Source organism: Burkholderia sp. AU15512, assembly GCF_002223325.1.
In the GTDB taxonomy this organism is placed as follows: Bacteria; Pseudomonadota; Gammaproteobacteria; order Burkholderiales; family Burkholderiaceae; genus Burkholderia.
In genome coordinates this window covers 2475881-2497062 of the sequence record NZ_NKEX01000006.1, presented here as the reverse complement: position 1 = coordinate 2497062, position 21182 = coordinate 2475881, and the positions used below count along the sequence as shown (strand labels likewise).

20 protein-coding genes and 1 riboswitch are annotated in these 21182 nt (G+C 67.1%); of the genes, 15 read left to right on the top strand and 5 right to left on the bottom strand.

Going from position 1 to position 21182, the window contains the following annotated elements:
- Positions 1-226: 226 nt before the first annotated feature.
- The 4 genes from CFB43_RS30575 to CFB43_RS30560 all read left to right on the top strand — a co-directional run bounded on the left by CFB43_RS30575 (position 227) and on the right by CFB43_RS30560 (position 6121).
- On the top strand, positions 227-1960 hold the full coding sequence (locus CFB43_RS30575) for an amidohydrolase (RefSeq protein WP_089497825.1): 1734 nt from the start codon (positions 227-229) through the stop codon (positions 1958-1960).
- A gap of 222 nt (positions 1961-2182) precedes the next feature.
- Entirely contained in the window at positions 2183-3298 is a 1116-nt protein-coding gene (locus CFB43_RS30570; RefSeq protein ID WP_089497824.1) for a polyamine ABC transporter substrate-binding protein, read from the top strand.
- A 98-nt stretch (positions 3299-3396) separates the two neighbouring features.
- Entirely contained in the window at positions 3397-4977 is a 1581-nt protein-coding gene (locus tag CFB43_RS30565; protein ID WP_089497823.1) for a DUF3138 family protein, read from the top strand.
- A 67-nt stretch (positions 4978-5044) separates the two neighbouring features.
- Complete coding sequence (locus CFB43_RS30560) at positions 5045-6121, top strand: C45 family autoproteolytic acyltransferase/hydolase (RefSeq protein WP_089497822.1); 1077 nt, start codon at positions 5045-5047, stop codon at positions 6119-6121.
- 90 nt (positions 6122-6211) lie between these two features.
- Here the strand turns inward: CFB43_RS30560 and CFB43_RS30555 are convergent, their stop codons facing one another.
- The 4 genes from CFB43_RS30555 to CFB43_RS30540 form a co-directional block, all read right to left on the bottom strand.
- A complete protein-coding gene (locus tag CFB43_RS30555) occupies positions 6212-7597 on the bottom strand; it encodes an MFS transporter (RefSeq protein WP_089497821.1) in 1386 nt (461 codons plus the stop codon).
- Positions 7598-7773: 176 nt separating this feature from the next.
- Positions 7774-8094 carry a hypothetical protein gene (locus CFB43_RS30550; RefSeq protein ID WP_089497820.1) on the bottom strand — a complete coding sequence of 107 codons (321 nt, stop codon included), beginning with the start codon at positions 8092-8094 and terminating at the stop codon, positions 7774-7776.
- Positions 8095-8151: 57 nt separating this feature from the next.
- Entirely contained in the window at positions 8152-8520 is a 369-nt protein-coding gene (locus CFB43_RS30545; protein WP_089497819.1) for a hypothetical protein, read from the bottom strand.
- Between the two features lie 31 nt (positions 8521-8551).
- Positions 8552-8944, bottom strand: a complete 393-nt coding sequence (locus tag CFB43_RS30540; RefSeq protein ID WP_089428429.1) for a winged helix-turn-helix transcriptional regulator — start codon at positions 8942-8944, stop codon at positions 8552-8554.
- 136 nt (positions 8945-9080) lie between these two features.
- On the opposite strand from CFB43_RS30540, the gene CFB43_RS30535 reads away from it, so the two are divergent.
- The 10 genes from CFB43_RS30535 (at position 9081) to arsH (ending at position 19427) form a co-directional block, all read left to right on the top strand.
- Entirely contained in the window at positions 9081-9713 is a 633-nt protein-coding gene (locus tag CFB43_RS30535) for a glutathione binding-like protein (RefSeq protein ID WP_089497818.1), read from the top strand.
- 87 nt (positions 9714-9800) lie between these two features.
- A complete protein-coding gene (locus CFB43_RS30530) occupies positions 9801-10178 on the top strand; it encodes a hypothetical protein (RefSeq protein WP_089497817.1) in 378 nt (125 codons plus the stop codon).
- Between the two features lie 92 nt (positions 10179-10270).
- The gene (locus CFB43_RS30525; protein ID WP_089497816.1) at positions 10271-11563 is read left to right on the top strand and encodes a TolC family protein; all 1293 of its coding nucleotides are present in this window, start codon (positions 10271-10273) and stop codon (positions 11561-11563) included.
- 11 nt (positions 11564-11574) lie between these two features.
- Positions 11575-13104, top strand: coding sequence for an efflux RND transporter periplasmic adaptor subunit (locus tag CFB43_RS30520; protein WP_089497815.1), 1530 nt, complete (start codon positions 11575-11577; stop codon positions 13102-13104).
- Complete coding sequence (locus CFB43_RS30515) at positions 13101-16307, top strand: efflux RND transporter permease subunit (RefSeq protein WP_089497814.1); 3207 nt, start codon at positions 13101-13103, stop codon at positions 16305-16307. Before CFB43_RS30520 ends, CFB43_RS30515 begins: the two co-directional genes overlap by 4 nt.
- Entirely contained in the window at positions 16304-16675 is a 372-nt protein-coding gene (locus tag CFB43_RS30510; protein WP_089497813.1) for a copper-binding protein, read from the top strand. Before CFB43_RS30515 ends, CFB43_RS30510 begins: the two co-directional genes overlap by 4 nt.
- A gap of 194 nt (positions 16676-16869) precedes the next feature.
- On the top strand, positions 16870-17202 hold the full coding sequence (locus CFB43_RS30505) for an ArsR/SmtB family transcription factor (RefSeq protein WP_089497812.1): 333 nt from the start codon (positions 16870-16872) through the stop codon (positions 17200-17202).
- Complete coding sequence (gene arsB / locus CFB43_RS30500) at positions 17199-18269, top strand: ACR3 family arsenite efflux transporter (RefSeq protein ID WP_089497811.1); 1071 nt, start codon at positions 17199-17201, stop codon at positions 18267-18269. Before CFB43_RS30505 ends, arsB begins: the two co-directional genes overlap by 4 nt.
- A gap of 20 nt (positions 18270-18289) precedes the next feature.
- On the top strand, positions 18290-18712 hold the full coding sequence (gene arsC / locus CFB43_RS30495; protein ID WP_089497810.1) for an arsenate reductase (glutaredoxin): 423 nt from the start codon (positions 18290-18292) through the stop codon (positions 18710-18712).
- Positions 18705-19427 carry an arsenical resistance protein ArsH gene (arsH, locus tag CFB43_RS30490; protein ID WP_089497809.1) on the top strand — a complete coding sequence of 241 codons (723 nt, stop codon included), beginning with the start codon at positions 18705-18707 and terminating at the stop codon, positions 19425-19427. Before arsC ends, arsH begins: the two co-directional genes overlap by 8 nt.
- Positions 19428-19517: 90 nt before the next feature.
- Here the strand turns inward: arsH and CFB43_RS30485 are convergent, their stop codons facing one another.
- Positions 19518-20528 carry a sodium:calcium antiporter gene (locus CFB43_RS30485; RefSeq protein ID WP_089497808.1) on the bottom strand — a complete coding sequence of 337 codons (1011 nt, stop codon included), beginning with the start codon at positions 20526-20528 and terminating at the stop codon, positions 19518-19520.
- Between the two features lie 74 nt (positions 20529-20602).
- A riboswitch (yybP-ykoY riboswitch) is annotated at positions 20603-20777 on the bottom strand.
- A gap of 119 nt (positions 20778-20896) precedes the next feature.
- Here CFB43_RS30485 and CFB43_RS30480 point away from each other — a divergent pair.
- Complete coding sequence (locus CFB43_RS30480) at positions 20897-21172, top strand: metal/formaldehyde-sensitive transcriptional repressor (RefSeq protein ID WP_089428418.1); 276 nt, start codon at positions 20897-20899, stop codon at positions 21170-21172.
- Positions 21173-21182 lie beyond the last annotated feature (10 nt).

The following is a 21182-nucleotide window of genomic DNA, read 5'->3' as shown; positions in this document are numbered from 1 at the left end:
GCGGTCAGGGGACAGTGCGACGTTACGCGAACGATATACGCGCGTCAGCCGGGAATTCACCGAATCAACCCGACCAATTTCGTGCGTTGTCCCCAAAACGATGACAAGACCGTGCGCGCGGCGGCCGGAATTCGTCCAAGCCCCGGCGGCGGGGGGGCATACCGCCGTGAATCGTCTGCCTATAGTGAAAGCACTTCGAAAACCTGATCAACAGAAAGGACAGGCCATGCAGATGCAACCGACGCCCGCCGCCGTCAAGGATTCGGCACCGGCGGATTTCGTTCTCACCAACGCGAAGGTGTACACCGTCGATCCGCACAAGCCGTGGGCACAGGCGGTCGCCGTGCGCGACGGCCGGATCGTCCACGTCGGCGACACGGCGGCCGTGCAGGCGTACGTCGGCGCGGAGACGAAGGTCGTCGACGCGGCCGGCCGGCTCGTGCTGCCGGGCTTCGTCGAATCGCACTGGCACTTCGAGACGACCGCGTTCGCATTCCAGGCGTTCGTGAACTTCGAGGATCCACAGCAGGTGCTCGCCGCGCTGCGCGCGTACGTCGAGTCGCATCCGGACGAGCCGGCGATCACCGGGATGGGCTGGGTGCAGGCGACGATTCCGCCCGCGCTGCTGCGCAAGGAGACGCTCGACGCGATCTGCGCGGATCGCCCCGTGTGCCTGCTGTCGACCGATTTCCATTCGATGTGGGTGAACTCGAAGGCGCTGGAGATCGCCGGTATCGACGCGTCGACGCCGCCGGTGCAGGAAGGCGCGAGCTGGTTCGAGAAGGATGCGGTGACCGGCGAGCCGACCGGCCTGATCGTCGACGGCGCCGCGTATTCGTTGCTGATGCAACGGATCAGCGCGGCCGGCCTGCTGCCGACCGGCATCGACCTGTACCTGAAGTCGATCCCGCCGTGGCAGAAGAAGCTGTGCGCGGCCGGCGTGACGACCGTGTTCGACGCGGGCTTCTTCGACGCGAGCGGCGACCAGTCGCTGCTGTACGAGACGCTGCAGACGATGGAGCGCGCGGGCGACCTGAAGCTGCGCGTGGTGGGCAGCGTCGCGGTGATCGGCGAGATCGACGATCCGGTCGGCACGCTCGTCAAATATCGCGAGCAGTACGATTCGCCGCTCGTGAAGGCGCGCGCATTGAAGCTGTTCCTCGACGGCACGGAAGCGAACCACACCGCGTACCTGCTCGAGCCGTACGCGGACCGCCCCGACACCTGCGGCGCGCCGACGATGCCGGCCGACACGTTCAACCACTACCTGGTCGAAGCCGATCGCGTGAACGCGAACGTGATGGTCCATTGCGTCGGTGACGCGGCGGTGCGGATGGCGCTCGACGGCTTCGACGCGGTCAACCGCACGAACCCGCCGCGCGACCGCCGCCACGTGATCACGCACGCGTTTCTCACGCATCCGGACGACATCCCGCGCTTCCGCCGCGCGGCCGTGATGGCGAATACGCAGCTGCAGTGGGGCGTGGTCGATGCGTACACCGAGCAACTGCGCGACCACTACGGCCATGAGCGCTGGAGCAACATGTACAAGTTCCGCACGTTCCTCGACGAGGGCGTGACGGTGTCGATCGGCATGGACGGCCTCGCGTGCCAGTGCCGCTGCCAGCACAAGCCGCTCGAGCACATCGAGTCGGGCCATACGCGTCAGCTTGCGGGCGAGCCCGATGCGCCGGTGTTCCCGGACATCGCCGAGCGCCTGAGCATTCCGCAACTGATCGCCGCGTACACGATCCACGGCGCATATCAGCTCGGGATGGAGCACGAGGTCGGCTCGCTCACGCCCGGCAAGCGCGCGGATCTCGTCGTGCTGGAACACGACCTGTTCGAGGTCGGCCAGTACGACATCGGCCGCATCGACGTCGCGCTGACGATGATGGACGGCCGCGTCACGCACGTGGGCGAGGACTTCGGCGTGCGCACGGGCGTGCAGGCATCCTGAGCGGTTTTCGGTTTTTGATTGGCGTGACGAAGCGGCGAAGAAAGCTTTCAATTCGCTTCCTGGTCGGGTCGATCGGGCATCCGCCCGGAACCGGATGCCCCGATTGTGCGGCGTGTCCCCCTAACGGCAGGGCAGACCGGCCAATTTCCTCTGGCTACATTTTTCCGGACCGAGGCACACACCGTTCATCGCGAGCGGATCATGATATCGACGGAGGAAACCATGGCTGGGGATTGGAGCAAGCATCTGAAAGCGGCATGCGCGGCGCTCGCGCTGGGCGGCGCGCTGTGGGCCGGCGCGCCGGCGGCGCACGCGGCGGACGTCGTCAACGTGTACAACTGGGGCAACTCGATCGGCAAGGCGACGATCGCGAACTTCGAGAAGGCGACCGGCATCAAGGTCGTCTACCAGGAGTTCGATTCGAACGAGACGCTGCAGGCGAAGCTGCTGTCGGGCACGTCGGGGTATGACGTCGTCGTGCCGTCCGACATCTTCTGGGCGCGGCAGCTGCAGGCCGGCATCTACCGCAAGATCGACAAGAGCCAGGTGCCGAACTACGGGCTGCTCGATCCGAACATCATGAAGGTGCTCGCGAAGGACGATCCGGGCAACCAGTTCGGCATTCCGTGGACGTGGGGCACGGACGGCCTCGGGATGAACGTCGAGAAGGTGAAGGCCGCGCTCGGCAACGACGCGCCGCTCGACAGCTGGGCGCTGCTGTTCGACCCGAAGTACGCGCAGAAGCTGAAGCACTGCGGCATTTCGGTGCTCGATTCGCCGGTCGATGCGTTCGGGATGGCGTTCGTGTACCTGAAGAAGGATCCGAACACGACGAACCCGGCCGACTACCAGGCCGCGTACGAGCTGCTGAAGACGGTGCGGCCGTACATCACGCAGTTCAATTCGAGCAGCTACATCAACGATCTCGCGGGCGGCGACATCTGCCTCGCGCTCGGCTGGTCGGGCGACGTGAACTCCGCGCGGATCGCGGCCGCTTCCGCGAAGAAGCCGTATCACATCAAGTACGTGATCCCGACCGAGGGCAGCGCGATGTGGTTCGACATGATGGCGGTGCCGAAGGATGCGCCGCATCCGGACGCCGCGCTGAAGTTCGTCAACTTCGTGCTGTCGGAGAAGGAGAGCGCGAACCTGACCAACGACACGTCGTACCCGTCGGCCGTGTCGTCGTCGAAGCACCTGGTGCGCGCCGACGTGACGAGCGATCCGGCCGTGTTCCCGCCCGCCGACGTGATCCGCAAGCTGAGCCTCAGCAAGCCGGTGCCGCCTGAGCTGATGCGTCTGCAGAACCGTCTCTGGACGAAGCTGAAGACCGAGTAAGCCGGCCGCCGCTTCTCCCCACTCCCGACTACCTTTCGCGCGCCCCGCCGCTCATCGCGGCGGGCGGGGGCGCGCGCGTCCCGACGACCACCCACACCATGAAAATCACACACATGACGGCGCTGTGCCTGCTGGCGTTCGAAGCCGCCGCGGCATTCGCGCACACGCCGCAGGCGACCGACGCGAGCAGGATGAAGGCGCTGCAGGCGCAGGTCACCGCGCTGCAGCAGCAGGTGAACGAGCTGCGCGCGAGCATGCTGGCCGCGAAGCCGGCCGGCGCGGCAACGACCGCTAATGCCGCCTCGGGCGGCGCGACGATCGGCTCGATCAACACGGCGGCCGCCGCTGCACCGGCCGCCGATGCGGCGCCGGCGTTCACGAACGACGACCTGCAGCAGATGCGCGAGCAGATCGCGAACGCATCGCTGAAGGTCGACTCGCTGCAGGAAGCGGCGACCACCGGCCCGCTCGCGGGCCTGAGCATCACCGGCTACGTCGATCCCGTGTACCTGTTCAACCGCGCGCAGCGCACGTCCGGCTTCCAGTTCCTGAACCACGACCCGGGCGCGTACGACTACTTCAACAGCACGATCGGCGACGTCTACCTCGACATCAAGAAGACCTTCGGCGTCGGCCCGATGGCGCCGGCGGCGGAAATCGTGATCCAGCCGAACCGCGGCTTCGGCAATGTGTTCAGCAACGCGCACGGCGGTGTCGGCAACAACATCGTCACGCAGGCGGTGGTCACGGTGCCGCTCAGCACGACCCGCACCTTCGAGATCGGGATGATGCCGAGCCTCGCCGGCTACGAGGTGCAGCCGTCGACGCAGATGCTCACGCTCACGCACGGGTTGCTGTACGACTTCAGCGAGCCGGGCAACCTGATCGGCGTCGGGCTGAAGGGCTCCAACGCGGCGATGACGCGCTTCTGGCAGGTCGTGATCGGTAACGAGGTGCTGCGCACGGCCGGCGCGATCGCGAACGCGGCGAACAACACGACGAAGACCAACTGGACGCCGACGATCACCGCGCGCTTCGACAACGCGACGTCGACCGCCTTCGACTTCGGCATTTCCGGGATGCTCGGCCGGCAGTCGCTGTTCTCGCCGTGCGCGCAGGCGGGCGGCTACGGCTACCAGTGCAACGGCTCTTCGCCGACCGGCCTCTACAAATACGTGGAAGCCGACGTGACCTATACGCACGACAAGACGCAGGTCAACGCGCAGGTGGACTACGGCGAGCTGCAGAAGGGCGCATGGAACGGCGGCACCGCGCGCTGGTACGGGATGTCGCTGCTCGGCCATACGAAGTGGACGACGTCGTGGGTCGGCCGCATGGGCGCGACGCTGCGCTTCGACTACCTGAACAACACGTCGAACGGCGGCGGCGGCACCAACATCCAGTACGGGCTCGCGGGCGGCAACCCCTCGGTGAACGGGTCGAGCGGCTTCGGCGTCGATCCGGCGTGCTTCCAGGGTTCGTCGACGAACGGCACCGAGTGCAAGGGCGCGCAGCGTTATGCGATCACGGCCGACCTGCTGTTCTATCCGACGCAGCAGATCACCGTGAAGCTCGAATACCGCCACGACGCGGCGAACCATCCGGTGTTCCTGAAGAGCAACGGCACGTACGCGCGCAGCAACGACCTGGCCGGGATGCAGTTCATCTACTCGTTCTGACCGGCCGCACGGTGCATCACGCGCCGGGCCGCGCGGGCCCGGCGCATTCAACCCAGGAGATTTGACCTTGAAGCTGCACACCTTCGTGACCGACATCACCGATCCGCGCGAGCGCGGCCGCCTGATCGGCGAGCGCTTCGCACCGGCGATCCGCGAGACGGTCGCGCTGTACCTCGCGTTCTTCCCGAAGCTCGGCATCGCGCCGCAGCGCGCGCGGGAGATCGGCGAAGCGAGTCTCGCCACGCTCGGCGCGTGGTGCCCGCGCCTCGCCGCCGAAGTCGAGGCGATCGCCGACGGCGTCGACCTGCCGCGCTGGCAGCTCGCATGCCTGAACGCACGCACCGAGATTCTCGCCACCGCACCCGCATCGGCCGAAGGCGAGTGCTCGACGACCGTTTACGCACCGGCCGGTCCGCACGCACCGCGCACACTGCAGACGTGGGACTGGCACGACAGCCTCGCGCCGCAGGGCTTGCTGATGCAGATCGCGACGCCCTACGGCCGTACCGTCAAGCTGTTCTCCGAATTCGGAATGCTGGCGAAGCTCGGCGTGAACAGCGCGGGGCTCGGGCTGCACTTCAACATCCTGCATCACGCGAGCGACAACGACAGCGCCGGCGTGCCCGTGCATGCGATCGCGCGGCGCCTGCTCGAAGACGCGACGACGGTGCAGGAGGCGATCGACATCGCGCGCACCGCACGCGTGAGCGCGTCGACGGTGCTGACCGTGTTCATGCGGCACGACGCGAACCCGCGGGCGGCGAGCATCGAGCTGAGCCCGTCGGGTGTGGGCGTGGTGGTGCCGCGTCCGGATGGCTGGCTGCTGCATACGAACCACTTCCTCGATCGCGCGTTGAGCGGCGGCGAGTGCATGCCCGACAGCTCGACCACGCGCGAGCGTTTCGCGCACCTGAATGACGTCGTGAACGGGATGACGAGCGCCGATGTGCGCGAGCGCGCGGCGGCGATGTGCGGGGCGGCCGGCGATCAGGCCGTCGTGTGCTTCCATCCGGACCAGTCGATGCCCGACACCGAGCGCTGGGAAACGCTGCTGACCGTCGGCATCGATACCGATGCATGCGCGCTCGACTACGTGGCGGGCAATCCGAACGACCTCGCGCGGGATGGGGCTCTGCGGTTCTGACGTGATGCACGACGCACGACGCGCGACGCGCGGCTAACGGTAGCGGTAGCGGTAAGGCCGGGCGGCACGCGCGTGCCGCCCTCGTGACGCTTACGCGTCGATGCGCTCGACCTTGCCGACGAGCAGCCCGTAAGACAGGCTTCCGGCGAGCGCCATCGCGGCGATGTAGGTGATCGCGCGCGAGAAGTCGGCGCCGTCGACCAGCAGCCCGATCACGATCGGCGTCGCGATCGCGGACAGGTTGCCGATCAGGTTGAACACGCCGCCCGTGAGGCCGATCAGCCGCGCGGGCGCGAGCCCCGACACGAGCGACCACGTGATCGACGCGAAGCCGTTGCCGAAGAACGCGATCGTCATGAACGTGATCACCCAGCCGGTCGACGTCACGTAGTTCGCGCCGATGATGCAGGTCGAGATCAGCAGCCCCGAGATGATCGGCAGCTTGCGCGCGAAGCCCTGCGATGCGCCGCGGCGCATCAGCCAGTCCGACAGCACGCCCGAGCACAGCACGCCGACGAACGCGGCGAGGAACGGCAGCGACGCGAGGAAGCCCGATTTAATGAAGTCCATTCCGCGATACTTGACGAGGTAGGTCGGGAACCACGTGAGGAAGAACCACAGCGTCGAGTTCAGCGCGAACTGGCCGAGATAGATGCCCCACAGCTTGCGCCGGCCGAGCACGACGCCGAGGTCGCGCCACGTCGACGGCGCGCGTTCGGTGCGTGCCGCGACGCGGTCCTCGAGATCGACGAGCCCGCCGCCGTCGCGGATCAGCGCGATCTCGGCCGCGTTGACGCCACGAAACGCGCGCGGCTCGCGATACACCGCATACCAGATCGCGGCCCACACGATGCCCGCGAGGCCGGTTGCGACGAACACCATGTGCCAGCCGAGATGCACCTGCAGCCACGCGAGCACCGGCGTGAGGAACGCGAGGCCGACGAACTGGCCCGACGTGTAGCCGCCGATCGCGCTCGCGCGTTCGCGGGTCGGGAACCAGGTCGTCACCACGCGGTTGTTGATCGGGTAGGCCGGCGCCTCGAGCGCGCCGACCGCGAGGCGCAGCACGATCAGCCCGACGAACGAGCCCGCGAAGCCGAGCAGCAGCGTCGCGGCCGACCACAGCGCGAGCGCACCCGCATACAGCACGCGCGGCGACACCTTGTCGACGAGCCAGCCGCCCGGGATTTGCATCAGCGCGTAGGTCCAGCCGAACGCGGAGAACACGAGGCCCGCGCGCACCGGATCGATGTTCAGTTCCTTGAACAGCGCGGGCGCGGCGATCGACAGGTTGCTGCGGTCGAGATAGTTGATCACGACGGTGACGAAGAGCAACGCGAGGATCAGCAGCCGCTTGCGGCTCGGCGGTGTGGCTTGCGCCGCGGCTGTGCGGATGGCGGAATCGGATGCGATGTCGGCGCGCGCGGGCGGTTGTTCCGGTGGGTGGGCGTGGGTGCGCGACGCGGATTGGGCCACGGTTGTCTCCTGTGTTCTGTGCCCGGCCGTCGCCCGCGAGCGGGGCGGCCGAATCGAATGGCATTGGGGCGAACGTTAGAGCCGTGGAACGACGTGCGTCAACATCTGGGCAGGCATCCCTAATAATGGGACGTGGTGCGCTCAATATGTGGGAATGATGGTGTGAATACGGTGCCCTAGTCGTGCTTGCTGCATTGGCGTTCATCCAGGTATTCACACACATCGTTTCGTATGGATGCGTCGATGCATAGCTGATTGGCCCGCCACGTATAAATGACCACGCCGTGGTCCAGGCTCTGCGATTTCGTTTCGCCCAGCGTGTCGATCAGGCGCTGCACGGGCTTGTCGATATAATCGGCGCGGTCGAGCAAAACCTGGCGCATCAGGGCTTCTTTCGCGTCCCTGTCCCTGCGCACGGGCGCCGTGAATCGTAAGTATCGCGAACGAAACCAAAGCACGATCGCAACCGTCAACGCCAGGATGAGCAGCATCTTCATGTCAGTGGACCTCGAGCCGGGCTGTCGTCGTGGCCCTTCGATTGGCGTGACGACACGTCAGCCGCGCGTGCTGTCGTCCTGAAAGCCGTTCTTGCCGACGAAGATCTCCTTCAGCGCGGCGCGCAGCGTGACCGGATCGTATTGGCCGGGCGCGAGATGGATCACGTAGCGCGTCTGGCCGTCGAGCCGCGCGGCGAGCGCGGGTTCGATCTCGACGTCGATCGTGTCGTCCGTCAGGCGCACCGACAGATCCTTGACGCGCGCGGTGACCTGGTCGCGCACCATCACTTCGATCAGCGCGTCGTCCGGAAAACGCGACAGCGCGAAGCAATAGTCCTGCTCGGCGTCGTGGCAATAGATATTGGCGAAGCTTTCGTCGTCGTCGAGATCGGACGTCGCCGCGCCGATGGTGGCGTGAAGTTCCATGAGTGTGGGTTCCTGCGTAGGGGAGTCGGGGTTATCGGGTGGAATGGTGTGCTGTTTCGATGGCGGCTGCCGCATCGGGCGCGACACCGATATCGCACGACGCATCGGCATCGCGCGCCTTCAGCCACAACCCGAATTCGCGCATGACTTCGACGACGGGCCGCAGCCGGTCGCCGTCGGCGGTCAGATCGTACTCGACCCGCACCGGCACTTCCGGGTAGACGGTGCGCCGCACGAGCCCGGCGTCTTCGAGCGCGCGCAGGTCGAGCGTCAGCATCCGCTGCGAGATGCCGGGCATGTCGCGCCGCAGGTCGCTGAAGCGCCGCGGCCCGTCGAGCAGATACGACACCAGCAGCAGCCGCCAGCGGCCGCCGAGCAGGCGCATCGCTTCTTCAACGGAACATCCTGTCGCACTCGTTTTCATCGTGCCGAATCCTGGTCGGTAAATTTTTTGTGACTACGGCACAAACGACTGCCGTCTTCTCAGCGCTGCGCCGATGCGAGATATTAGCGCCCGCGTCGCGGCGAATCGATACATGGACAACCCACGAAGGACACGCATGAAGCTCTATCACGCTCCCGGAAGCTGTTCGCAGGCCATTTGCGTCGTGCTGCGCGAAGGCGGCATCGACGCGGAAGTCATCCAGGTCGACGCGCGCAAGCATGTCATTGAAGACGGGCGCAATTACTACGATGTGACCGAACTCGGCTACGTGCCGCTGCTCGAACTCGACGACGGCACGCGATTGCGCGAAGGGCCGGTGATCGCGCAGTATCTTGCGGATCTGTGTCCGCAGGCGGGGCTCGCGCCGGCGTACGGCACGCTCGCGCGCTATCGGCTGATGGAGTGGCTGAATTTTCTCACGGCGGAAATCCACAAGGGCTTCATTCCGCTGCTGTACGCGGTGCAGGCGGGCAAATACGTCGACCCGGCGAGAACGAAGCTCGACAGTCGCTTCGCCTGGATCGATCGCCAGCTCGACGGCAATACGTTCTTGATGGGCGACTCGTTCACGCTCGCCGATGCCTACCTGTTCGCGCTGACCGGCTGGGGCAAGGCGGAATGGCTGCGGTCGGTGTACCACGCGGATATCGACCTGACCCGCTATGCGCATCTGCGTGCGTGGTACGAGCGGGTGCGGGCGCGGCCGGCGGTGCGGGCGGCGGTGGAGGCGGACGGGCTGGCGCGGTAGCAGGCGACGGCGGTCGCGGAGTCGGCACGTCGTTACGCTTCATCGACGCGCCGCCGCACAGCAAAACCCCGCGCTATAATCCCCGCCATGAAATTCCTCCGGACGCTCATCCTGCTGCTGCTCTGCGCGGTGCTGCCCATCAGCGGGCTGGCAGCCAGCGGCCTGGCCGGGGAATGTCCGATGATGCAGCAGGGCATGTCGATGGACACGGACGCCGGCATGTCCGCCGACATGCCGGGCTGCGATTCGATGCAGTCGTCGTCCGCCGGCAAGCCCCACGCGAAAGCGAAGGGCACGGCCTGCAAGCTGACGGCGCAATGCCAGTTCGGCAGTCTCTATCATCCTGCCGCTCGCGCCGAAGTCAGTCGCCCCGCGGCATTCGCCAGCACCGTCGCGTTCCACTACACGCAAATCCTCCCGGTCCGCGATCCGAACGGATTGTGGCGCCCTCCACGCCTCAGCTGATCCCGATCCGATAGGTTCGCCGCATTCGCGGTGAGGTTCGTCCTGTATCAGGACGTGGAATCCCTATGGGGTTCCGCCGTTGGGGTTCAACCATGTCATTCCATTTCGGCACGCCGCTTGCGCGGCGTGCACGTCGGCGCGCGCCCATGCTTTGGGCGGCGCTGCTGGTGGCGGGCGCCGTTCACGCGCAGCCATCGCCTGTCACGCTGGACGCCGCGCTGCAGTCCGCCACCGATCATTCCGCTTCGATGCAGGCCGCGCAGGCGTCGGTGCGCGCGAGCGCGGAGGCGGCCGTGAAGGCCGGCCAGCTGCCCGACCCGATGCTCAAGGCAGGCATCGACAACCTGCCGGTCAACGGCGGCCAGCGCTTCACCGTCGGCCAGGACTTCATGACGATGCGCCGCATCGGCATCGAGCAGGAGTGGGTGTCCGGCGACAAGCGGCGCCTGCGCTCGGCGCTCGCCAACGAGCAGGTCGGGCGCGAGCGCGCCGGTTATCTCGCGCAGCTCGCGAGCGTGCGCCAGCAAACCGCGACGGCGTGGCTGAACGCCGTCTACGCGAAGCAGGCGCTCGCGCTGCAGCAGGCGCTGCTCGATCACATGAACCATGAGCTTGACGCGACGAAGGCGTCGTATCGCGGCGCGAAGGCGAGTGCGACCGATGTCGTCCAGGCGCGGGCCATGCTCGCGCAGACGCAGGATCAACTACTGAAAGCGCGGCAGGTCTACCAGACCGCGCTCATCGTGCTGTCGCGCTGGACCGCCGTGCCGGTCGACGACGTTGCGGGCGCGCCGCCCGCGCCGGAATCGTTCGTGTCGTCGCTGCCGCCGGACGAGTTGCGGCTGTCGCAGCCGGCGCTGGTCACCGCCGCCGACGATATCGCGGTTGCCGAGGCCGATACGGCCGTCGCGGACAGCGAACGCAGCCCGAACTGGACGTGGGAAGTCGCGTACCAGCAGCGTGGCGGCGCGTATTCGAACATGGTGTCCGTCGGCGTGACGATCCCGCTGCCGCTCAATCGCAAGAACCGCCAGAACCGCGACGTCGCCGAAAAGGCCGCGCTCGCGACGAAGGCGCGCCTGATGTACGAGGACACGCTGCGCCAGGTGCAGGCCGATATCCGCACGCAGTCCGCGACGCTCGCGAGCGGTCGTGCGCGCATCGCGAATCTCGGCGACGCATTGCTGCCCGCCGCCGACCAGCGCGTGCAACTGGCGAACGCGGCCTACCGTGCCGGCACAGGCTCGCTCGCCGATACGTTCGCCGCGCGCCGCGCGCAACTGGAGGCGCAATTGCAGGTGCTCGATCTCCGGCGCGAGGTGTCGCAGACCTGGGCGCAGCTCGAATACCAGGTCGTGCCGTCGACGCTGGCCGCCGCGCAATAAAGGAGAACGACATGACGAAGCAAACATGGGCCCGCGCGGCCGTGCTGGCGTTCGCCGGTGCCGCGCTGCTCGGCACGGGTTATTTCGTGGGCGCACGCCATGCGGCAAGCGCCGCGACTGACGCCGCCGCCTCGGCCTCGACCGGCCAGCCCGGTTCGACGAGCGGCCGAAAGGTGCTCTACTGGCACGACCCGATGGTGCCGAACCAGCATTTCGACAAACCGGGCAAGTCGCCCTTCATGGACATGCAACTGCAACCCGTCTACGCGGACGAAGGCGGCGGCGCGTCCGGCATCCGGATCGATCCGGGCCTGCAGCAGAACCTCGGCATCCGCTATGCGACCGTGCGCAGGCAGCAGACAGCGGCCGGATTCGATGCGGTGGGCACCACGCAGTTCGACGAATCGCGCGCGGATGTCGTCCAGTCGCGCGTGACCGGCTACATCGACCGTCTCTATGCGCGCGCACCGATGCAGCGCATCGCGAAGGGCGCGCCGATCGCATCGCTGTTCGTGCCCGACTGGCTCGCGCCGCAGGAGGAATACCTCGCGCTCAAGCGCGGCGGGATGGACGCCAGCCTGCTCGATGCATCGCGTGCACGGATGCGGGCGCTGTCGATTCCCGACGGCATGATCGCGAGCCTCGATCGCACCGGCCGCGCGCAGACGCATGTCGTGCTGACCGCACCGGAAACCGGCGTCGTCAGCGAGCTGAACGTGCGGGGCGGCGCGATGGTCGCGCCCGGCCAGACGCTCGCGAAGATCGCCGGGCTGTCGACGCTGTGGCTCATCGTCGAGGTGCCGGAAGCGCTTGCGCTGAACGTGCAGCCGGGGATGGCGGTCGATGCGACGTTCGCGGGCGACCCGGCACAGCATTTCACCGGACGCATCCGCGAAGTGCTGCCCGGCATCAGCACGAGCAGCCGCACGCTGCAGGCGCGCGTCGAGATCGACAACGCCGCGCTGAGGCTCACACCCGGCATGCTGATGCGCGTGCGGGTCGCCGCGCGGCAGACGGTATCGCGCCTGCTCGTGCCGTCCGAGGCGGTGATCGCGACCGGCAAGCGCTCGATCGTCATCGTGAAGAATCGCGACGGCCGGCTCCAGCCCGTGACGGTGACGGTGGGCAACGACGTCGGCAGCGACACCGAAGTGCTCGGCGGGCTGAACGAAGGCGACACGGTCGTTGCATCGGGGCAGTTCCTGATCGATTCCGAGGCGAGCCTGAAAAGCGTGTTGCCGCGGCTGGAAAGCGGCACCGGCGCGAGCGGGGCAGGCGCGATGCCCGCGTCGGTGCCGATAGCGACGGCACCAGTCTACGAAACCACCGGCAAGGTCGAACAGGTCACGGCCGACGACATCACGTTCTCGCATCAGCCCGTTCCGGCGCTCGGCTGGGGCGCGATGACGATGGCGTTCGGCAAGCCGTCGGCCACCGCGTTCCCGGACGTGAAGCCGGGCCAGACGGTGCGCTTCGCGTTCACGCAGGGCGACGACGGTTACCGGCTGACGAAGGTCGAACCGCAGGGAGGCGAACGATGATCGCGCACGTCATTCGCTGGTCCGTCCACAACCGCTTCCTCGTGCTGCTCGCCACCGTGCTGATTGCCGCATGGGGTGTTCATTCGCTGCGGCAGACGCCGCTCGATGCATTGCCCGATCTGTCGGACACGCAGGTGATCGTGAAGGCGTCGTATCCGGGCAAGGCGCCGCAGATCGTCGAGGATCAGGTGACCTATCCGTTGACGACCACGCTGCTCGGCGTGCCCGGCGCGAAAACCGTCCGCGCGTATTCGTCGTTCGGCGACGCGTTCGTCTACGTGCTGTTCGACGACCGCACCGATCCGTACTGGGCGCGTTCGCGTGTGCTCGAATACCTGAGCCAGGTGCAGAGCCGTCTGCCTGCCGGCGCGACGGTGTCGCTCGGGCCCGATGCGACCGGCGTCGGCTGGGTATACGAGTACGCGCTCGTCGATCGCACCGGCCGTCACGATCTCGGGCAACTGCGTGCGCTCAACGACTGGTTCCTGAAGTTCGAGCTGAAGGCGGTGCCCGATGTGTCGGAAGTCGCGAGCATTGGCGGCATGGTTCAGCAGTACCAGGTCGTGCTCGATCCCGACAAGCTGCGCGCATACGGCATCACGCAGGCGGAAGTCGCGAGCGCGCTCGGCAACGCGAACCAGGCGTCCGGCGGTTCGGTCGTCGAGCTGGCCGAGTCGGAGTACATGGTGCGCTCGACCGGCTACCTGCGCACGCTCGACGATTTCCGGCACGTGGTGCTGCGCACGAACGACGCCGGCACGCCGGTGCTGCTCGGCGACGTCGCGCGCATCCAGGTCGGCCCGGCGATGCGGCGCGGGATCGCGGAGCTGAACGGGCAGGGTGAGGTGACGGGCGGCGTCGTCGTGATGCGCTCGGGCAAGAACGCGCTGACCACGATCGATGCGGTGAAGGCGAAGCTCGCCGACCTGAAGCGTTCGCTGCCGCCCGGCGTCGAGATCGTCACGACCTACGATCGCTCGCAGCTGATCGCGCGTGCGGTGGGCAACCTGAAGGACAAGCTGATCGAGGAGTTCGTGATCGTCGGGCTCGTCTGCGCGATGTTCCTGTTTCATCTGCGCAGCGCGTTCGTCGCGATCCTGTCGCTGCCGCTCGGCGTGCTGGCCGCGTTCATCGTGATGCGCTACCAGGGCGTGAACGCGAACCTGATGTCGCTCGGCGGGATCGCGATCGCGATCGGCGCGATGATCGACGCGGCGATCGTGATGATCGAGAACGCGCACAAGCATCTCGAAGCGTACGACCACGCGCATCCCGGCGAGCCGATCACGGCCGCGCGACGCTGGGAACTCGTCGCGACGTCGGCCGCGGAAGTCGGGCCCGCGCTGTTCTTCTCGCTGCTGATCATCACGCTGTCGTTCATCCCGGTGTTTTCGCTGGAAGGGCAGGAAGGCAAGCTGTTCGCGCCGCTGGCGCTCACGAAGACCTACACGATCGCCGCGGCCGCCGGCCTGTCGGTGACGCTGGTGCCGGTGCTGATGGGCTATCTCGTGCGCGGCCGCATTCCGCACGAGCACGCGAACCCGCTCAACCGCGTGCTGATTCGCGCGTACCGTCCGCTGCTCGAAGCGACGCTCCGGCGCCCGTGGATCGCGATCGGCATCGCGGTCGTCGCGCTCGTGCTGACGGCCGTGCCGCTGTCGCGGCTCGGCGGCGAATTCATGCCGCCGCTCGATGAAGGCGACCTGCTGTACATGCCGACCGCGCTGCCCGGCATCTCGGCCGACAAGGCGAGCGAGCTGCTGCAGCAGACCGACCGGCTGATCAAGAGCGTGCCCGAGGTCGACACGGTGTTCGGCAAATCGGGCCGCGCCGATACCGCGACCGATCCCGCGCCGCTCGAGATGTTCGAGACGACGATCCGCTTCAAGCCGCGCAGCGCCTGGCGGCCCGGCATGACGCCGGAGAAGCTCGTCGACGAACTCGATCGCACGGTGAAGGTGCCGGGGCTGTCGAACGTGTGGGTGCCGCCGATCCGCAACCGGCTCGACATGCTGTCCACCGGGATCAAGACGCCGGTCGGCGTGAAGATTTCCGGGCCGGATCTGGCCGGCATCGACGCGATCGCGAAGCAGGTCGAGGCCGCCGTGAAGCCCGTGCCGGGCGTGACGTCCGCGCTCGCGGAACGGCTGAACGGCGGCCGCTATATCGACGTCGACATCGACCGGCTCGCGGCCGCGCGCTACGGGCTGTCGGTGGCCGACATCCAGTCGGTCGTGTCGACGGCGGTCGGCGGCGACGACGTCGGCGAAGTGATCGCGGGGCGCGAGCGCTTTCCGATCAACCTCCGCTACCCGCGCGAGGTGCGCGATTCGGTCGAGAACCTGCGGCAGCTTCCGGTCGTCACCGCGCGCGGCGCGCAGATCCGCCTGGGCGACGTCGCACGCATCGCGATCGCCGATGGCCCGCCGATGATCCGCAGCGAGAACGCGCGACTGTCCGGCTACGTGTACGTCGATCTCCGCGGCGTCGACCTGAGCACCGCCGTCCGCACGATGCAGCAGGCCGTCGCACGGCAGGTCGCGTTGCCGCCCGGCTATTCGATCGCGTGGTCGGGGCAGTTCGAGTATCTCGAACGCGCGGCGGCCAGGCTGCGCACCGTCGTGCCGGTGACGCTCGTGGTGATCTTCGTGCTGCTGTTCCTCACGTTCGGCTCGGCGACCGATGCGCTGCTGCTGATGTCGACGGTGCCGTTCGCGCTGGTCGGCGGCTTCTGGCTCGTGTGGGCGCTCGGCCACGCGGTGTCGGTCGCGACGTCGGTGGGCTTCATCGCGCTCGCGGGCGTGGCCGCCGAATTCGGCGTCGTGATGCTGCTGTACCTGAAGGGCGCACTGCAGCGCCGGCTCGACGCCGGCGAACCGCTGACCGATGCGCTGCTGCTCGACGCGATCCGCGAGGGCGCGGTGCTGCGCGTGCGGCCCAAGGCGATGACGGTGGCCGTCGTGCTCGCCGGCCTCGTGCCGATCATGGTCGGGCGCGGCGCCGGTTCCGAAGTCATGCAGCGCATCGCCGCGCCGATGGTCGGCGGCATGGTCACCGCGCCGCTGCTGTCGATGTTCGTCATTCCCGCCGCCTGGCTCCTGCTGCAGCGCCGTCGTGCGCGAAGCGCGGGCCATGCGTGGCATTCCGAAGCAGTTCCTCACGGCACGAACGTGCCATCCATCCCAACCGGAGAATCCCGATGAAGAAGTTGATCACTGTTACCGTTGCTGCCGCCGCTGTGCTCGCTGTCGGCACGTTCGTCACCCCCGCCTTTGCAGCCGGCGACATGGCCGGCATGGACATGTCCGGCATGAAGATGTCGTCGGGCGGCATGGCCGAGTCGAATGCCGCGCTGACCGACGCCGAAGTGAAGAAGGTCGATGCCGCGACCGGCAAGATCACGCTGAAGCACGGCGCGCTCGAGAACGTCGGGATGCCGCCGATGACGATGGCGTTCAAGGCGAAGGACGCGGCGATGCTCGAGCACGCCCATGCGGGCGACAAGGTCAAGGTGCGGATCGAGAAGGTCGACGGCACGCTGACGATCGTCAAGCTGGTGAAGGCGTCCTGACCTGAGCGCATGCCGGTGCGTCGTCCGTCCGCGAGGCGGGCGGCTGCACCGGTGCCGTGCGCGTCGGGCCGGAAGTCGCGCGTGCGGCCGGGTTTGACGGTGCGCGAAGGGCTGGGGAGCGGCCAAACACGGGATCCGCACCTTCATTTCAACAATGCTTGAAATGTTGAAATGAAGCCGCTATCCTTCGCGCCATGGACTCCAATCTCGTCGTGCGCGCCTTGGGCGCGCTTGCTCATGAAGCGCGCCTGGCCATCTTTCGCGCGCTGGTCGTGGCCGGGCCCGAAGGGCTGCCGGCTGGCGCGATCGCCCAGCAGATCGGGCTGTCGCCATCGAGCCTGTCGTTTCATCTGAAGGATCTGTCGCACGCCGACCTGGTCACCGCGCGCCAGGACGGCCGGTTCATCTATTACGCGGCGAATTTCGAATCGATGAGCGGGCTCATCGGGTTCCTGACCGAGAACTGCTGCGCCGGCGCGGCCTGCGGCGTGCCGACGGTGCCCGATTGCTGCAGAGGCGACGCATGACCGGCTCGGACGTTGCACAACCGCCAGCCGTGGCGGCGCAGCCCGTCATCGGCTTCTTCGAGCGCTACCTGAGCGTGTGGGTGGCGCTGTGCATCGTGCTCGGCATCGCGCTGGGCCACGCGCTGCCCGGGCTCTTTCAGCACATCGGCCGCATGGAATACGCGCAGGTCAACCTGCCCGTCGGGCTGTTGATCTGGGTGATGATCGTGCCGATGCTGGTCAAGGTCGATTTCGGCGCATTGCATGAGGTTCGGCAGCATGTGCGGGGGATCGGCGTGACGCTCGTCGTGAACTGGCTCGTCAAGCCGTTTTCGATGGCATTGCTCGGCTGGCTGTTCGTCCGGCAGCTATTCGCGCCGATGCTGCCCGCCGACCAGATCGACAGCTATATCGCCGGCCTGATTCTGCTGGCCGCCGCGCCGTGCACGGCGATGGTGTTCGTGTGGAGCCGGCTGACGGGCGGCGATCCGCTGTTCACGCTGTCGCAGGTCGCGCTGAACGACAGCATCATGGTGATCGCGTTCGCGCCGCTGGTGGGCCTGTTGCTGGGGATGTCCGCGATCACGGTGCCTTGGGCGACGCTGCTCACGTCGGTCGTGCTCTACATCGTCATCCCGGTGATCCTCGCGCAAGTATGGCGCAGGCTATTGCTCGCGAAGGGGCCGGCGGCGTTCGACCGCGCGATGGCGAAGATCGGCCCGTGGGCCATCGTCGCGCTGCTGGCCACGCTGGTGCTGCTGTTCGCGTTCCAGGGCGAGGCGATCCTGAAGCAGCCGCTGGTGATCGCGCTGCTCGCGGTGCCGATCCTGATCCAGGTGTTCTTCAACGCAGCGCTCGCCTATGGGCTCAATCGCCTCGTCGGCGAAAAACACAGCATCGCGTGTCCGTCGGCGTTGATCGGTGCGTCCAATTTCTTCGAGCTGGCCGTGGCCGCCGCGATCAGCCTGTTCGGCTTCCACTCGGGCGCCGCGCTCGCGACCGTCGTCGGCGTGCTCATCGAAGTGCCGGTGATGCTGCTCGTCGTGCGCGTCGTCAATCGTTCGAAGCGCTGGTACGAGTGCGCGTGAAACCATTCAGGAATCCGGAAATGACCGACATCACGATCTATCACAACCCCGATTGCGGCACGTCGCGCAACACGCTGGCGATGATTCGCAACGCCGGCGTCGAGCCGCGTGTCGTGCTTTACCTCGAAGCGCCGCCGAGCCAGGCAGCGCTGCGCGCGCTGATCGCGGCGATGGGCGTGTCCGTGCGCGACGTGCTGCGGCGCAAGGGGACACCCTATGACGCACTCGATCTCGACAATCCGAAGTGGAGCGACGACGACCTGATCGGCTTCATGGCCGCTCACCCGATCCTGATCAATCGCCCGATCGTCGTCACCCCGCTCGGCACGCGGCTGTGCCGTCCGTCCGAGCAGGTGCTCGACATCCTGCCCGATCCGCAGAAGGGGCCGTTTGCGAAGGAAGACGGCGAAATCGTGATCGACGCGGAGGGCAAGCGTGTCTGAGCGACTGAACGATCTGCCGCAACTCGACGCCACGCTGTTTCGCATGCCGGACGCGAGCCGGCTGCAACCCGCGCGGCCGTCGACGCATCCGCCTCGAATCGTGTTGCTCTACGGGTCGTTGCGCACGCGCTCGTTCAGCCGGTTGCTGGTCGAGGAGGCGGCGCGGTTGCTGGCGGCGATGGGCGCCGAAGCCAGGATCTTCAATCCGGCCGGCTTGCCGTTGCCTGACGATGCGCCCGACGACCACCCGAAGGTGGCCGAGTTGCGCGAACTCGTGCAATGGTCGGAGGGCATGGTGTGGTGCTCCCCCGAGCGGCACGGCGCGATGACCGGCGTGATGAAGGCGCAGATCGACTGGATTCCGCTGTCGGTCGGCGCGGTGCGGCCGACGCAGGGCAAGACGCTGGCGGTCATGCAGGTCAGCGGCGGATCGCAGTCGTTCAACGCGGTCAACCAGATGCGTGTGCTCGGACGCTGGATGCGCATGCTGACCATCCCGAACCAGTCGTCCGTCGCGAAGGCGTTCATGGAATTCGGCGACGACGACCGGATGAAGCCGTCCGCGTATTTCGACCGGGTCGTCGACGTCATGGAGGAGCTGGTCAAATTCACGCTGCTGACGCGCGACGTCGGCGCGTATCTGACTGACCGGTACAGCGAGCGCAAGGAAAGCGCCGAGCAACTGTCGCAGCGTGTGAACCAGACGCGCATCTGAATCGCTTGCGGGCCGGCGGCGCGACGATGCGTCGTTCGCGCCGGGCAGCGGGATCGTGCCCGGCGCGTCCGTTGAGTCCGTCGAGCAAGTTCAGCGCGCCAGCGTCAGGAACAGATACCCCGCATACCCCGCGCCGTTCGCGAGCAACGCCCAGATCGCGAGCCCGCGCGTGCGCGCATTGACGCGCAGCCACGCCGCCGCCGCGAGCGTGATGATCACGCCGGTCAGCACTTCGGGACGCGGCTCCCACGGCGTCAGCATGATGCCGATCGCCGGCAGCAGCGTGCCCTGGAACACCATCGCGCCGGTGATGTTGCCGAACGCGAGCGTGTCCTTCCCGCGGCGGATCCACAGCACGCTGTTGACCTTCTCCGGCAGTTCCGTCGCGATCGGCACGATGATCAGCGACAGCAGCAGCGCCGATACGCCCAGCGCGTGCGACACGCCTTCCACGCCGTGAATGAAACCCTTCGCCCCGCCGACCAGCAGCGCGACGCCGAGGAGCAGTTGCAGCGCGATCGTCGCGAGGTTGGTCGGCACACCCAGGCGCGACAGGAACATCGTGTGCGGCGCCTCGGTGCCGTGCCCGGCATCGACGAGCTGGGTCGACGCCCGGAACGTCATCACGACATACATCACGTAGATGCCCACCAGCATCGCCGCGAGCAACGCACGCACGGCCCCGTTGTGATGCGGGACGAACATCGCGGCGGTGGCCAGCGAGAACGCGGCGAGAAAGTAGTTCATGTCGCGCACGAAGCCCGTGCGTTCGGGCGCGATCGTGCCGCGCAGCCCGCGCGAGCGGATCACGGCGAGCGTCATCAGGAAGGTGGTGAGCGTCGCGAGCATCAGCGGCGCGCCGAGAATCGCGCCGACGCCGATCTCCTCGTTCACGGCCTGGTTCGCGGTGCCGCCGGCGAGCGCGAGCAGCGGCACCATCGTTTCGGGCAGCGCGGTGCCGACGGCCGCGAACAGCGAACCGGTGACGCCTTCGGAAATCTTCAGGCGCTCGCCGAGATGTTCGAGCGCGTTGGTGAAGACCTCGGCGGCGATGAGGATGACGACCAGCATGAACGCCAGTTCGACAAACATGAGAGTCATGCGGCACCTCGGCAGGCATGCGCGCGGACGGCGGCGAAACGCGGGGAGAGGGCGGTGTGGGACATGGGGACTCCGTGGTCGGACGCTGACGAACCATGGCGCATCCGCCGACGTCCGACCAGGAACGACGCGATGCGCCCATGGTCTCGCCAGGCCAATCAGGCTGATCGTGCCACGGCCGCAGGCCGAGTGTGTTGACACGATCGCTTTCCGGGGACGGAAAGCAGGCTACTCCCCAAAGACGAAGGGCAGTCTAGCCGGGCGAATTGCTTTCGGCAAGCCTTCATCTCAAAAAATATACCCCTCTCCCCTATAGGGGCAGCCTTCCGGAGCTATACTCCCCCTCCCTATGCAGGAGTCCGTCATCGATGAGTCATACCGTTCGTGAAAAACAGAAGCTGCTGAACCGCGTGCGCCGTATCAAGGGCCAGGTCGAGGCGATCGAGCGCGCGCTCGGGGACGAGCGCGGCTGCAACGAGGTGCTGCAATTGATCACGAGCTGTCGCGGCGCGATGAACGGGCTGCTGGCCGTCGTGCTGGAAGATCACATTCGCGAGCACATGGTCGATGCACATGGGCCGGATGAGCACGAAGGCAGCGCGACCGAGCAGCTGATCGACGTGGTGCACAGCTATTTCAAGTGATCGGGGTGGA